At 71.5% G+C, this 14,643-nt stretch carries 11 protein-coding genes; 5 read left to right on the top strand and 6 right to left on the bottom strand.

Features of this window, described 5'->3' with window-relative positions; all coding sequences use genetic code 11:
• The first annotated feature begins 102 nt into the window (after positions 1 to 102).
• Together SM447_RS09140 and SM447_RS09135 are read left to right on the top strand one after the other, a co-directional pair.
• A complete protein-coding gene (locus SM447_RS09140) occupies positions 103 to 1,560 on the top strand; it encodes a hypothetical protein (protein WP_474572297.1) in 1,458 nt (485 codons plus the stop codon).
• Positions 1,561 to 1,905: 345 nt separating this feature from the next.
• On the top strand, positions 1,906 to 3,483 hold the full coding sequence (locus SM447_RS09135) for an alpha/beta hydrolase (protein WP_474572296.1): 1,578 nt from the start codon (positions 1,906 to 1,908) through the stop codon (positions 3,481 to 3,483).
• 38 nt (positions 3,484 to 3,521) lie between these two features.
• Here SM447_RS09135 and SM447_RS09130 read toward each other — a convergent pair whose 3' ends face one another.
• The 3 genes from SM447_RS09130 to SM447_RS09120 are packed head-to-tail and all read right to left on the bottom strand — an operon-like array spanning position 3,522 to position 6,114.
• Entirely contained in the window at positions 3,522 to 4,907 is a 1,386-nt protein-coding gene (locus tag SM447_RS09130; protein ID WP_474572295.1) for a TolB family protein, read from the bottom strand.
• Positions 4,904 to 5,413 carry a SigE family RNA polymerase sigma factor gene (locus tag SM447_RS09125; RefSeq protein ID WP_474572294.1) on the bottom strand — a complete coding sequence of 170 codons (510 nt, stop codon included), beginning with the start codon at positions 5,411 to 5,413 and terminating at the stop codon, positions 4,904 to 4,906. The genes SM447_RS09130 and SM447_RS09125 overlap by 4 nt, the downstream gene beginning before the upstream one ends.
• A gap of 53 nt (positions 5,414 to 5,466) precedes the next feature.
• Positions 5,467 to 6,114, bottom strand: a complete 648-nt coding sequence (locus tag SM447_RS09120) for an FMN-dependent NADH-azoreductase (protein WP_474572293.1) — start codon at positions 6,112 to 6,114, stop codon at positions 5,467 to 5,469.
• Positions 6,115 to 6,235: 121 nt separating this feature from the next.
• Here SM447_RS09120 and SM447_RS09115 point away from each other — a divergent pair, with 121 nt between their 5' ends.
• Positions 6,236 to 6,709, top strand: coding sequence for a MarR family winged helix-turn-helix transcriptional regulator (locus tag SM447_RS09115; protein WP_474572292.1), 474 nt, complete (start codon positions 6,236 to 6,238; stop codon positions 6,707 to 6,709).
• Positions 6,710 to 6,828: 119 nt separating this feature from the next.
• On the opposite strand, the gene SM447_RS09110 is transcribed toward SM447_RS09115, so the two are convergent.
• The gene (locus SM447_RS09110; protein ID WP_474572291.1) at positions 6,829 to 8,820 is read right to left on the bottom strand and encodes an acyl-CoA dehydrogenase family protein; all 1,992 of its coding nucleotides are present in this window, start codon (positions 8,818 to 8,820) and stop codon (positions 6,829 to 6,831) included.
• 73 nt (positions 8,821 to 8,893) lie between these two features.
• Between SM447_RS09110 and SM447_RS09105 the strand changes: the two genes are divergently transcribed.
• The gene (locus SM447_RS09105) at positions 8,894 to 9,493 is read left to right on the top strand and encodes a TetR/AcrR family transcriptional regulator (protein ID WP_474572290.1); all 600 of its coding nucleotides are present in this window, start codon (positions 8,894 to 8,896) and stop codon (positions 9,491 to 9,493) included.
• Between the two features lie 76 nt (positions 9,494 to 9,569).
• On the opposite strand, the gene SM447_RS09100 is transcribed toward SM447_RS09105, so the two are convergent.
• Positions 9,570 to 11,126, bottom strand: a complete 1,557-nt coding sequence (locus tag SM447_RS09100) for an NAD(P)/FAD-dependent oxidoreductase (protein WP_474572289.1) — start codon at positions 11,124 to 11,126, stop codon at positions 9,570 to 9,572.
• Positions 11,127 to 11,270: 144 nt separating this feature from the next.
• On the opposite strand from SM447_RS09100, the gene SM447_RS09095 reads away from it, so the two are divergent.
• Positions 11,271 to 12,509 carry a hypothetical protein gene (locus tag SM447_RS09095; protein ID WP_474572288.1) on the top strand — a complete coding sequence of 413 codons (1,239 nt, stop codon included), beginning with the start codon at positions 11,271 to 11,273 and terminating at the stop codon, positions 12,507 to 12,509.
• Here SM447_RS09095 and SM447_RS09090 read toward each other — a convergent pair.
• Positions 12,502 to 14,568 (bottom strand): HelD family protein, encoded by a 2,067-nt coding sequence (locus SM447_RS09090; RefSeq protein WP_474572287.1) that lies wholly within the window; start codon positions 14,566 to 14,568, stop codon positions 12,502 to 12,504. The two genes, SM447_RS09095 and SM447_RS09090, sit on opposite strands and share 8 nt — an antisense overlap.
• Positions 14,569 to 14,643 lie beyond the last annotated feature (75 nt).

The raw sequence follows: 14,643 nt of genomic DNA, 5'->3' as shown, positions 1-14,643 counted from the left end.
AGATTGTCCCCTGCGGTCGAGCTGGTGGTCGTCGATCGATCGTCCGCCGGACAAGACCCGCTGAAGCCGGTCGTCGTCAGCCCGATCGCGCATCATGGATGGATGGTGTCGCGGAGGGTGGGGTGGTTCGCCGCCGCGCGGGTGCGATGGTCAGCCGGCTCGGATCCGTACCGGCTGGTCGAGCTGATGGCCCGGGACCGCGACGCGGCGGTCAGGGACCAGGCGCTCGCCGTGCTCGAACGGTTGTGGGCGCAGGAAGCCGAGCGGCCGCAGATCTGGGAGGCGCTGTGGACCGTGGGTGTCGGTGAGCGGGAGCATCCGACGCCCACCGTGCTGCGGTTCCTGCTCGCCCACGAGTCGCCGTCGGTGCGGATGGTCGCCTACCTGCCTCAGGACACGCTGCGACTGTTCCGCCGGAACGACGTCCATGATGTTCCGGCGGCGATCCTGGAGTTCGCCCGCTTCGGCCCCGGACGTGAGGACGTTGCGGCGGTGCTCGCCGCCACTGACGAGCCTCGCCTGCTGGCGGTGCTCGAAGCCGCCTTCGTCGAGGGCATGGATCACCACGCCTCGTACAGCCGGGATTTTCCGACCTGTCGGCTCTGGGAAGACGACGGCTCGCCGACGCCGTTGCTGCGGATGGTGCTGGCCAACCCGCACCTGCCCCGCCGTGCGGGGGCGGACCTGGAGCTTGCCGCGCTGATGGCGCTGCGGCAGCGGTTCGACCTGCTGGCCGGCTTCGACGGCCACGATCTGGTCTTCCGCCTGCTGGAGATGCTGCGGTACGAGCCGCCGGCCCCCGCCGTCGAGGCGCTCCGGCGGGCACTGCGCTCCTTTCCACCCGGAGCGGCCCGCGAGAGTGTCTGCTGGTGGGCGATGGACCTGGACGAGGAGGCGACGGCCGCCGCCGTCGAGGCCGGCTACCGTCCGGCCGCGCGCGACCTCGTGCCGATCTTTCTGATCCTCACCCGCCAGTGGGAGGAGTACGCCGAGGTCGACCCGGACGGCACCGCCCTGCACGACTTCGGCGTGAACGGCGGTTTCGCCGGTACGCGAGCCGGTGCCGACCCGGTGGCGAGCCTGCTGGAGGTCCTCGACGAGGACGAGGACAGGGACGAGGAAGACGGCGGCCGCGACGGCGAGGGCGAGGGCGCGGTGCCGGCCGAGGTCCGGCGGGCGGTGCTGCGCACGCTGCGTGACCTGGGCCCTGGTGAAGCCCGGGACCGGGTCTGTGACCAGGCGGAGTACCGCGACGGATTCGCGCGTCGGGCGGCCACCGAGGCGGGCTACGTGCCGTCCGATCCGGATCGGTTGGCCCCCTTCCTCTACCTGACCAGGCAGTGGGACCGCTACGACGCCGCCGACCCGGACGGCCAACTCCTCCGCACCTTCGCCGACGCCCTGACGCCATGGGACTTCGACCGCGACCGGCTCCGCGCGGCGGCGGCCGAGGCGGGCCGCCCCATGCCGTGCGAACCCCGAGACACCGGCACGTCGACGCGCTATCGCCCCGGCGGCACCGGCCTTTCCGGCACCGGCGGCTACGGGGTGCACGTCTGATCAAAACGTCTGCGATCTTTCGAGCAGATTGAGCGCACGTTATCCGAAAGCTTCGAGAAGGTCGACGGGACATCGGTGTTCCTTGTGACCTCTGCCATGTTGACAATTGGCACGGCGGTCTCGTGATGTCGGCCGACGATGCTCGCCTCCGCGCGGTGACCTCGCCATTTGTCGGTCAATCATGGGAGCGTTCCCACGGATGGCGGGCAACGCCGATTCCGGTCATTCCGGTCGCGCTCCGAATGGTATTGCCGGCGACATTTCCCGGTAACCCCGTACCGTGGCGGCTTCGCTACCTTCGGCATCGGCCGGCTGATGGCCGGGAATCGATCTGGAAGAGGGAGCATGCGCAGAAAACTGATCCGGCGGCTGCTCGCCGGGTTCACCGTGGGGATGGTGCTGGTGCCGCTCGCCCCGTCGTCCGGGTCCGCGTCCCCGACCGGGACCGGGATCGTGGAGTGGACGCCCTGCGAGCAGGACGCCAGCGCCCTGTGCGGCACCCTGGAGGTACCGGTCGACTGGGCCGATCCGGACGGGCCGACCATCGAGTTGGCGCTGGCCAAGCGGCCGGCGACCGACCCGGCGGCACGGCGTGGATCGCTGGTCGTGAATCCGGGCGGGCCGGGCGGTTCCGGCGTCGACTCGGCGCTGTGGGCCTATTACGGCGACGAACTGCGTCGTCATTTCGACATCGTCGGCTTCGATCCGCGCGGGGTGGGTCGCAGTGCGCCGATCATGTGTACGTTGGACAAAATCCTCGCGCTGCCGGTCGAGCCCATCAAGACCTCCAGCGCATTTGCCAGGATGTCCGCCGCCAACCGTGCGCTGGCCGACGACTGCCGGGCCAACAGCGGTCCGGTATTCGACCACGTCGACACGCTTCAGGTGATCCGGGATATTGACGCGATTCGCGCCGCGGTCGGTGACGCGCAGCTCAATTTCCTCGGAATGTCGTACGGCACGCTCATGGCGCAGCAGTACGCGGAACTGTATCCGACCCGGGTACGCGCCATCGTCGCCGACAGCGTGATGGACCACAGCCAGGACGCCCGGGGCTTCGCGGTCACCCAGGCGGCCGCCGGGCAGGACTCGTTCAACGAGTTCGTCGCCGGCTGCGCCCGGTTGCCGCAGTGCGCCCTCCACGGTCGCAACATCCGCCAGTTCTGGCAGCGACTGCTCGACCGCGCCGCTCGCGGTGAGCTGCCGGACCCGGACGACCACAGCTACAAGATCACGCAGCAGGATCTGGTCAACTTCGTGATGCGCAACCTGAACCACCAGCCGTACTGGCTCGAAATCGCCGCCGAGCTGGAGCGGGTGGATGCGGGACGGCCGTGGGGAACGTCGGCGGCGGCCCGGGAATCGGCCGAGGAACCGCCGACCGTGGTGCCCTTCGCGTACCAGGCGGTCCTCTGCCAGGACTGGAACCTGACAACCGCCACCGTCACGCAGTGGCGGTCCATCCTGGCCGATGCGCAACGCGCCGCACCGGACCTGCCGGACCTGCCGCGGGCGGCGGTCGGCGCGATCTGTCTGGGCTGGCCGACCCCGGCGGACAACCCGCAGCGACGGATCAACCCGACCAACGAGGCGAAGCTGCTGCTGACCAACTCGCTGCACGACCCGGCGACCGGTTACAACTGGGCGCTCGGTGCCGCCGACCAGTTCGGAGACCACGCCGAGCTGCTGACCTACGAGGGTTGGGGGCACATCGTGTACGGCCGGGTGGCCTGCGCGGACCAGGCGATCGAGGCGTACCTGATCGACCAGGTCGTGCCGGCGGAGGGCACGCGCTGCGCCGCGGCCCCGCCGCCCGGCACGACGTCCGTACGCGGCCGGACGTCGCGCCAGGACTCCGGCCCCGTCACGCAGCCGCTGGTGCCGCTGCGCGGTGACCCGGAGCTGCCGACCTGGCTGTTCTGACCGACGGGTCGGGCCGAGGGTCGTACCCCGGGGCTGACTCAGGCCCACCCGGTAATCCGTCGCACCTGACGGTTCTCCCACCAGAGCGTGAGCTGTTCCCGGCACCGGTACGCGGCCACCGCGCCGACCGCCACCACGATCACGGCGGTCCAGAGCCAGAACCGGCCGCCGACGCCGCGCGGCGGGTCGGCGACGCGGGTGTGGCCGGCCCGGATCACGTCGTCGGCGACGTCGATGGAGACCACCTGCCGGGGCGCGGTGAGCAGGGTGGTCGATGGCTGGCCGTCCGGTGGCAGCGACAGCACCTCGATGCTCCCGATGAGGCCGTACTCCGGGCGGTCGTCGTTGGGGAAGGGACGGGTGAAGTCCGGCGAGTCCGGTGGATGGGGAAGGTAGGACACCACCCACGGCACTCCCGTTGCCGTCCAACCCAGGAGCTGGATGCCGACCACGTCGTCGACGCCGGCCGTTCCCAACGCCCCGAGGTCCCGTCCGGTGGCCGGCTCGATCCGGTGCAGCGTCCACCTCGCCGCGTCGCGTCGTGTCGCGGTGAGCCACCGCCCGTCCGGCGTCCAGGCACCCTTGCCGGCCAGGTCGGTGTCGGGCGGGAGCGGGAAGGAGGCGATCACGCTGCCGTCCCGGTCGGCGACCGTCACCACGCGCCCGGTCTGCCAGGCGAGGCGGTCGCCGCCAGGGGCGAAGGCGACGACCACCCCGGGAACCGTGCCGAACGGCGCCTCGGTCAGTCGGACCGAATGGCCGTCCTCGATCCGAACCAGGCTGAGCAGCCGCCGGTGACCGCTGCGGTCGGGGCCCGTTGGCACGGTGTCGCGGACCACCAGCGATCTTCCGTCCGGTGACCACCCGGCCGGTTCCGTGTCGACCGTTCCCGGGACGCCGCTGCCCAGGTTCCGGGTCGCGCCGGTGACCAGATCGACGATCTCCGCCCGGGGGTCGCCGCGTTGGGGATTGTGCGCCAACCAGCGGCCCTCCGGGGAGAGCAGCACGTCCTTGCCGGCGGTCCGCTCCCAGCCGCTGCGGACGATCCGATAGGTGTCCGTGTCGCCGTCGACGACGGTGACGAGACTGCACTCGTCGTTGTAGGTCAGCCGTCCCGCCTCCCCGGTGAAGATCACCGAGGCCGGACCGGTCCGGGGCCGGTCCGTGGCGTGCAGGCTCCCGAGCGGTGGCAGGCCCAGCCGGTCCGGCAACGCCGCCGGCTCGGTGGGGCCGGCCACGTCCACCGGCGTGCGGGTCGCCGGGAGGGCGAGGCCGCCGAGCGCCGCCAGCAGGAACGCGGCGGCCGCCGCCGTGGCCCGGCGCCGCCGCGTCCGGCGCGCCGTCGCCAGCGCGCGCTGCTCCACCTGGTACGCGGGCACCTGCTCCGCCGCAGCGTGCAGCGTCTCCCGCAGCCGTGCGGTCATCGGGCGCTCCTCTCCGGTGCGAGGTCGACCAGTTCCGGAGCGACCGCGCGGAGCCGGCCCAACGCCGCGTGCCCGTGCCGCTTCACCGTCCCGATGGAGCAGCCCAGCGTGGCCGCCACCTGCGCCTCGGTCAGGTCTTCGTAGAAGCGCAGCACGATCACCGCCCGCTGCCGGGGGGTCAACCGGCGTAACGCGGCGGCCAGGGTCATCCGCAGGGCGGCGGCGTCGCTGGGATCCGGGTGGCTGCGGTGGGCCGGCCCCGGCTCGGCCTCCAGCCGTTCGGTGAACCGGCGTCGCCGCCACCAGGAGACCTGCTGGTGGTACATGACCCGGCGCACGTACGCCTCCGGATCGCCGTCGCGGATCCGCCGCCAGTGCCGGTACGTCCGGGCGAGTGCGCTCTGGAGGAGATCCTCGGCCAACTGGTGATCGCCGGTGAGCAGGTAGGCGGTCCGGGACAGCGCCGGAGAACGCTGCACCACGAACTCGTGGAACGTCTGGCCCATCGCCACCCCCTCGGCAGGAGTAAACGCCTCCTGACCGACGGATGGTTGAGGGGTCAGACCGGGAGCGGCAGTGCGCCGAGCGCGCGACCGGCCTCCCGGGCGGCCTGCAGGGCACCGGCGTGCATCTCCGCGGCCTGGTCGAGGAACGGATCCAGGGCGGGACTGACGCCGGCGAGGGTGAACTCGCGTTCGACGACGGTGAGGTCGGCACCCCAGCAGTCGGCGATGATCCGGCGCAGGTACGGCGTCGCGTGGTCCCAGCCCTCCCGGGGCGTGCCGCTGCCGTACGCCCCGCCGCGGACGGTGGCCAGCACGACCCGCTTGCCCTCCAGGAACGGCTGCCCGAACGCGCGCGGGTCGGTGCTGACCAGGTCGACGTACGTCTTGAAGTGCTGCGACACGCCGTAGTTGTAGAGCGGCACGGCGAACAGGATGGCGTCGGCGGCGAGCAACTCGTCCACCAGCGTCGCCGCCAGGGCGACGGCCTCGCGCTGCTCGGCGGTGCGCTCCTCGGCAGTGGTCATCCCGGCGGTGACAGCCGCCGCCCAGGCGGTCGCGGGCAGGGTGTCGACGCCGATGTGGCGGCGCTCGATCGTGTCACCGTCGTGCGCGGCAAGCCACTCCTCTTCGACGATGTCCGCGATCTCGCGGCTCGCGGAACCGTGGGTGCGGATGCTGGCGTCCAGCCGGAACAGGGTCACGACAACTCCATGGGTATGAGGTTCAAGCTTGAAGTTGACGATAGCCGGTCGAACTTCAAGCTTGAACTGAATGCGACATCCCTCACCTCGGCCGCAGGGGATGGCGGCTAGGCTGAGCGTCATGCCGGAGGAACCCCGGTGGCTGAACGAGTGCGAGCGCGAGGCCTGGCTCGCCCTGGCCAGCCTCATGTTCAAGCTGCCCGGCGCGCTCGACGCGCAACTGCTGCGCGACAACGACCTCACGCTCTTCGAGTACTTCGTGCTGAGCGGCCTGTCCATGACCCCCGGGCGTACCCTGCGGCTCAGCGACCTGGCCAGCCAGGTGAGCAGCTCACTGTCCCGGCTGTCGAACGTCGTCAAGCGCCTTGAGCGGCGGGGCCTGCTGCGTCGGGAGCCCGACCCGGAGAACCCCCGCTACAACCGGGCGACCCTGACCGAGGCGGGGTGGGATCTCGTGGTCGCCGCGGCGCCGGGACATGTCGGCGCGGTGCGGCGTTTCGTCATCGACGGGCTCACCGCCGAGCAGGTCACCGCCCTACGCGAGGTCGCCGGCCGGGTCACCCGACAGGTCGACGAGGAGTCACGCCGCCCCTGACCGCCCCCCCGCGCCTTCGCCGCCCGCCACCCGCCCCGCGATCTTGCACTTCGTGTCGCCCGAATGGGTCTTTCATCCCGGTATGGGGAGACCGAAAGTGCAAGATCGCGGGGGCTGGGTCAGGCGGGGGCTGTCTGGGGAGTGGGGGCGGTGTCGTGGGTGGTCATGGTGTGCTGGCGGTGGGGCTCCTCGCGGAGGATGGCGGCGTGCAGCCAGGTGTCCGGGATGGCGAAGCCGTCGACCAGCGTCCGCAGCTGTGGGCGCAGCTCCTTGAGCAGGCCGTTCACCACCGCGGTGATCGCCTTCGAGCGGGCCGGGGTGAGCCGGCCGTGCTCCAGCAGCCACCCCTTGTTGGTCTCGATGACGCTGAGCGCGTACAGGTCGCAGACGCGGGAGAGCAGCGACCGCACCGCCGGGTCCGCGATGTCCTCGATGCCGGCAACGAACGCCTCCAGGGTGACCCGGTCGATGTGCGCGGCGGCGGCGGTGAGGACGTGGTCCTGGACGTCGTTGAAGATGTCGAAGGGCCGGTCCTGCTTGCTGCTCGCCCCGTTGCGCAGGCGGCGGATCGCGCCTTCGAGAAGGTGCTTCTCGCGATCCTCGAAGATCTTGAGCTGCCAGCCGCGGTCGGTGACGGCGACCTCCTCGTCGCGGCCGGGTACGGCGCTGATCAGTCGCTGGATGAGTGCTCGTGCGGCGGTGCGTTCGAGCATCATCTCCCGCACCTGCTCGGCGACGAAGGAGGCGCGTCCCCAGCCGTCCAGTGAGCCGAACTCGTCCCGGTAGCCGGTGAGCAGCCCCTTGGCGACCAGTTGCAGCAGGACCGTGTTGTCACCCTCGAACGTGGTGAAGACGTCGGTGTCGGCCCGCAGCCCCGGCAGCCGGTTCTCGGCCAGGTAGCCGGCGCCACCGCAGGCCTCGCGGCACATCTGGATGGTGCGGGTGGCGTGCCAGGTCTGCGCGGCCTTGAGCCCGGCGGCGCGGGACTCCAGTTCCCGCTGCCGGTGCTCGTCGACCGGGCCGTCGCCGCCCTGCACCTCGTGCAACGCGGCGACCAGTTCGGCCTGGGCGAAGTGGAGCGCGTACGTGGTGGCCAGCGCGGGCAGCAGCTTCCGCTGGTGGGCCAGGTAGTCGTTGAGCAGCACCTCCCGGTCGTCGTCGGGGCGGCTGAACTGGCGGCGGATGTCGCCGTAGCGGACCGCGATGGTCAACGCCGACTTGGTGGCCGCCGACGCCGCGCCGCCCACACTGACCCGGCCGCGAACCAGCGTGCCGAGCATGGTGAAGAAACGCCGGGAGTCGTTCTCTATCGGGCTGGAGTACGTGCCGTCCTCGGCGACCTCGCCGTACCGGTCCAACAGCATGTCGCGCGGCACCGTCACGTGGTCGAAGCTGAGCCGCCCGTTGTCCACGCCGAGCAGGCCGGCCTTGGGCCCGGCGTCGCCGATTGTCACGCCGGGCAGCGGGTTGCCCTGCTCGTCGCGGATCGGCACCAACCACGCGTGTACGCCGTGCCGCCGGCCGTTGCTGACCAGTTGCGCGAAGACCACCGCCATGCGTCCGTCCCGGGCGGCGTTGCCGATGTAGTCCTTGCGGGCCGCCTCGTGCGGGGTGTGCAGGTCGAAGGTCTGCGTCTGCGGGTCGTACGTGCAGGTCGTGCGCAACTGCTGGACATCGGAGCCGTGCCCGGTCTCGGTCATCGCGAAGCAGCCCAGGATCGCGCCGGAGATGATGTCGCGGAGGTAGGCGTCGTGGTGGCGTCGAGTGCCCAGGGCGGCGACCGCGCCGCCGAACAGGCCCCACTGCACGCCGGCCTTGACCATCAGCGACAGGTCCACCTGCGCCAGCATCTCGGTGGCGATGATCGAGCCGCCCACGTCGGAGGCGCCGCCGTACTCGCTGGGAAAGCCCGAGGCGATACCCAGCTCGACGGGAAGTTCGCCGAGCAGCCGGCTGACCCGCTCCCGTGCCTGATCGCCGGTCTCGCCGTACACCGGGAGGAAACGCTCGTCGAGGTGCTTACGGTGCGCGTTGCGGACCTCGGCCCAGGGCCCGTCCAGCACCTCCTGCAGACGAGCGAGGTCGACGGGATCGGGTGCTTGACTGGGCATGAGCCACCTCGCAGGATGCTGGTTGGGTACAGCTCGTACCCGATCAAGGGTACCGAGCCGCTACAGTCATCCGGTGAGTAACGCGGGGGTGAGACGGGACACCGTCGCCGCACGCCGGGCCGGCGGCGTCCCGCAGGAGCGGGCCCGGCGGCGACAGGCGATCGTGGAAGCCGCGGCCCGCGCCATCGAGGAACACGGCACCGACCCGGGCCTGGGCACGGTCGCCGACCTGGCCGGGCTTCCCCGGCCGCACGTCTACCGCCACTTCACCGGCAAGGACGATCTCGACCAGGCGGTCGCGCGACACGCCGCACGCCTGCTCAGCGCCGGGATCCGCCCGAGCCTGTCGGCTCCGGGCGCGCCACCGGACGTGGTGCACAACATCATCGGCCGGGTGCTGAGCTGGGCGGTCGCCCACCCGAACCTCTACCGGTTCCGGGCCCGCCTCGGCACCGCGTACGCCGTCCCCGAACTCACCGAGGCCGCCGTCGCCAACCTGCGCGCCGCCGGCTACGAGGCGCACCTGCCCGCGTACGTGGTGGCCAGCGTCGTCGGCATGGTCGACGCCGGCATCATCTGGTGGTTCGACCACCGGGACGAGGTCGGACCGGAACAGCTCAACGACTGGCTCGCCACCCAGGTCTGGCGGGCCGTCGCCGAGGCGGTGCGCTGACGGTCACCCCGCGCCCCCCGGGCACCGGAGCCGCCGGTCGAGGGCCGGGGCGGCCCGGCGAGGTGCGGTGGCGGGATCAGTGGCGGATGCGGGTCGGGTGGGTGGCGCGCGCCCGGCCGTCGCCCTGGATGGCCGCCACGGCGGTGGAAACCGGCGGCGGGGCCGGCATCAGCGGCGCGTCGCGTCCGGTGCCGCGACGCCCGTCCCGGCTGGCCGCCTCCTCGTGGTAGTCCTGCTCCACGTTGACCGACCAGACGTCGTGCCGGGTGCCGTGGACGATGTTCTCGGCGGTCAGCATCGCCGTCAGCATCGAATGGTCCTGGTTGTTGTAGCGGTGCATGCCGTTGCGTCCGACCGGATGCACGTTGGGCACCTCACGGGCCAGCCACTCCCGGATCACGTCGATGTTGTGCTGGTAGCGCTCGTCGTAGACCGGGTACGCCTTCGGCATCCGCACCACGTAACCGGCCTCGACCACCCCGGGCCGGATCAGCCCCAGTGTCTCCAGCTCCCGGGTGGCGGAGGCGATCAGGTCGGCGTCGGGCGTACGCCAGGTCTCGTCGTCCACCGAGACGAAGTACTCCAGGCCGAGGCAGGTGCGGCCGTCCTTGACGAGGTAGGGCGACCAGGAGCCGAAGTTCTGGATGCGGCCGACCTGGACATCCGGGTCGTGGACGTAGATCCAGTTGTCGGGGAAGGAGAACTCCGAGGGGACCACCAGCGCCACGGTGAGGAAATCCCGGTAGCGCAGGTCCTCGGCGGCGGCCCGGACCTGGGGCGGCGGGGCGGGGCGCAGCGCCGCCACCAGCTCCGAGATGGGCATCGAGGAGATGACGTGATCGGCCGCCTCGGTGCGCCGCCCGCCGACCCCGTCGACGGTGACCAGCACGGCCCGCCGCCGCTGCGGGTCCCGGTGCACGGAGGTCACCCAGGTGCCGGTCTCCACCGTGCCGCCACGACGCCGTACCTCCTCGGCGCAGCGTTCCCACATCATGCCGGGCCCCAGCTTCGGGTACTGAAACTCCTCGATCAGGCTCGTCACGTCCTTGCGGTTGCGCTTCGGCAGCACCGCGTTGCGGACCGCCTTGGCCAGCGACAGGTTCTTGATCCGCTGGGCCGCCCAGTCCGCCTGTAGCTGGTCGGCCGGCATGCCCCAGACCTTCTCGGTGTACGTCTTGAAGAAGATCGAGTACAGCCGCCAGCCGAACCGGGCCGAGACCCACCCCTCGAAGTGCGACTGGTCCGTCGGCGGCCGCAGTCGTGCCCGCGCGTACGAGCCCATGCATCGCGCGGCCTCCCAGATCCCGAGGTTGCGCAGCGCGTTGCCGGCGTTGAGCGGGTAGTCGTAGAGCGCGCCCCGGTAGTAGATCCGGCTCATCCGGGGGCGGAGCAGGAAGTCCTCGTCGGGCAGGATCTCGTGCCAGAAGTCCTCGACCCGGGAGACCTTGGTGAAGAACCGGTGCCCGCCGATGTCGAAGCGCCAGCCGTCCCGCTCGACGGTCCGGCTGATGCCGCCGACCACCGCGTCGGCCTCGAACACCCGGACCGGGGCGCCGTGGCGGAGCAGTTCGTACGCCGCGGTCAGGCCCGCCGGACCTGCCCCGATCACCACCGTGCCATGCTCGTCGCCCATACCCCGTCGCCTCCGTCACCCTCGACCAGACGGGCCGCGTGTACCCGAAATGCCGGTAATGTCACCTGGCAGGATCGAGGGTGTGGGTCGGCGCCGTGGCGGGTAGGCGGCAGCCGCTCGCGGCGGGGGACACTCGGGGGACGGATGGTCGGCACGAGCCGGGTGGGCCGGCTGCTCGCGCGGGTACCCGCGCCCTGGCCGTATGTGCTCGCGGTGTTCCTCGGCACCAAGATCGTTCTCAGCCTGCTCGGTGTGCTCGCGCTCGCCGCCTTCGACGAGGTGCCCTGGGCACCGCCGCCGGACGAAGCCCAGATGCGCCAGCAGCAGCGGGACGTCTCACCACACCGATGGCTGTCGCTCTGGTTCGCCTGGGACTCGTTCCTCTACGACCACCTGGCCCGGCTGCCGCTCGACCAGCCGTGGCGGGACTTCGGCTTCCCCCTGCTGTATCCGTTCCTCGCCCGACCGCTGGCCCCGCTGCTCGGCGGCGACACCGCGCTGGCGCTGCTGGTCGTCGCCAACGTCGCCCTCCTCGGCGTGCTGTACTACGCCCATCAGCTCGGCCAGCGCCTGTTGGCCGCCGACCCCACCGTCGGCCGTGACGTCACCGCCGGCTCCGGTTCGATCGGCGACGACGACCGGGCGGGTCGGCGGGTGGTGCGCTATCTGGTGCTGCTACCCACCGCCTTCCTGTTCCACGCGGCGCTCACCGAGTCGCTCTTCCTCTGCCTGGCGCTGGCGAGCTTCTACTACGCCGAGAAGCGGCGGTGGCTGCTGGTCGGCGTGGTCGGCTTCTTCCTCGCGCTGAGCCGGTCGGCCGGGTTCTTCGTGGTCCTCCCGCTGGCCCTGGTGCTGCTCGGGCAGGGCGGTTACCGGTTCGGTCCGCGCGCCCTGTGGGGGTACCTGCGGACCGGCTGGCCGCTGCTGCTGGTGCCGGCCGGCTGGCTCACCTTCATGGCCTTCTGCCGGTGGCAGAGCGGGGACTGGTTCGCCTACAAGCACGCTCAGGAGCAGGGCTGGGGCATCCGCGTACAGAACCCGTTCGGCGTGCTCTGGCACGGCCTCACCGGCGCCGCACCGCGTGACGCCGTACGGGTCTGGCTCGCCGTCGTGGTCCTGGCCGTGCTCGTCGCCGGGGCCCGCCGGCTGGGCCCGCCCTACCTGGTGTACGGAGTCATGATGGTGCTCGTGCCGCTGTCCATGGGGCCGCCCGTCTACAAGAGCCTGCTGCGCTACCTGCTGGCCGTGTTCCCGGTGGCCCTGGTGCTGGCCCGCTGGGCGCGGCGGCCCCGGGTCGACGCCTGGTTGCCCGCCGCGCTCGCGCTGCTCCAGGGCGTCCTGTTCGTCGTCTGGCTGGCCTACTGGACGCACTTCATCATCTGAGCACCTCGGGCAGCGGCTTGGTGTGCAGGATGACCAGCTCGGCGACGGCCCGGGTGAGGGCGACGTAGAGCCGGTTCATGCCGCGCGGTTCGGCGGCGACGATGTCGGCGGGCTCCACCAGCACCACCCGGTCGTACTCCAGCCCCTTGACCTGGCTGACCGGGATCGCCCCCAGCGGCTCGGCGATCGCGTCGGCGGCGATGATCGCGCCGGACTCCCCGGCGATCGCCGCCGGCAGGTCGTCCACCTGGCGGATCGTGAGCGTCCCGCCCGGCCGGAAGGACCGGGTGGGTGCGATCCCGGGGGCCAGCGCCCGGGCGGCGAAGTCGGCGATGACCTGCGGCACCCGGTAGCCGGTGGGTAGGTCGAGCATCCTGACCTCGCGCTTGCCCAACTGCGCCACCAGCTCCGACCAGGACCCGGCGGCCAGCGGATGGGTCGCCTGACCGAGGTCGCCCACGATCGTCATCGAGGCGTGCGCGGCCCGACGGGCGATCATCCGGCATTCCATCGGTGACAGGTCCTGGGCCTCGTCGAGGATGACGTGCAGGTAGACGTCCTCGACGGGATCCTCGACCTCGGCCACCGGCAACGGCTGGGCCAGCTCCGGCACGTACCCCTCCTCGCCGTACGGGTCGAAGCCGTCCGCCCAGCCCACCACCTGGTGACCCTCGCGCAGGATGATCGCCGCGGCCCAGCGCTGCGCCGCCCAGACGTCGTTGCCGTCGAGGGACTGGCCGGAGCTGGCCATCGGAGTGGCCAGCCCGGGCGCGAAGAGCTGCCAGCCGTCACCGAGGCTCAGGCTGAGCACGAAGGTCTCGGCCAGGCGGGGGCCACTGCTCAACTCAGGCGGCTGCCAGGCGCGTTCGGTGGGCCGGGGGGTGACCGGCCGGCCCAGGATCTCGGCGAGCTCGTCGAGGAGCGGGACGTCGTCGACCGTCCACTGCCCGTGCTGGGCGGGCAGCACGTCCTGCGGGGTCAGCGTCGGCCACCAGGCGTTCAGGAAGGCGTCCGGGATCTCCCGTCCGCCGAGCAGCTCCGAGAGCACCTTCGCCGCCTCGGCGCGCGCGCCGTTGGGCTTGACGCCCCGCGCCTCGCACCGCCGTCGCACCTCAAGGCGGGCTTTCGCCAGGTCGTCGGAGTCGAGCCGGCCCAGGCGGTCCGGCGCGTTCGGCGGGGTGTCCCAGGCCAGTTCGGTCAGTACCCGGACCATCTTCAGGTCGCCCTTGGACCTGGCGACCTCGGCGCGGTCACGACGGGTCGCGACGACACCGTCGAACAACTCGCCGATCGCCCGCAGGTGGACGCTGTCCTCGCCGAGGCCGGGCAGCACCCGGCCGATGTACTCGGTGAAGACGGTCGACGGGCCGACCACCAGCACCCGGCCGTCGGCGAACTTCCCCCGGTCGGTGTAGAGCAGATAGGCGGCGCGGTGCAGGGCCACCTGGGTCTTGCCGGTCCCCGGACCTCCGGTGATGACGGTGACCCCGGATGCCGGTGCGCGGATCGCCTCGTCCTGCTCGCGCTGGATGGTGCTGACGATGTCCCGCATGTGCGGGCCGCGTTGCCGGGTGAGCGACGCGAGCAACGCGCCCTCGCCCACCACACCGTCGACGTCGCTGGTCGACAGCACCTCGTCGTCGACGCCGACGACCTTGGAACCCGCGCAGGTGATGACCCGACGGCGGAGCACGCCCAGTGGCTCACCGGGGGTGGCCCGGTAGAAGGGCGCGGCGGCCGGCGCACGCCAGTCCACCACCAGCGGCTCCCGGTCCTCGTCGCGTACGCCCAGTCGGCCGATGCGGTACGTGTCGCCGTCGTCGAAGTCCACCCGACCGAAGACGAGACCCTCCTCCTGACCGTTCAGATCGGAAAGTCTGGCGGCGGCTCTCAGGACCATCGCGTCGCGCTCGACCAGCCCGGTCAGCGGGCCGGACGAGGCTCGACCGTGGCCCTCGGACTCCAGCTCCCTGGCCTGCGTACGCATGACCGTCAGCCGCTCGTACACCTTGTCGACCACCTGCTGTTCGATGGCGATCTGCCGTGCTGTCTCGGACACACTGCTCCCTGGTCTGCCAGCGGCTGTTGCACGGGGACCGGTCGAGGATATGTACCGGCCGGGCCCACAAAATCG

The organism is Micromonospora aridisoli (assembly GCF_056150025.1).
This window is presented reverse-complemented; position numbering and strand designations above follow the sequence as displayed.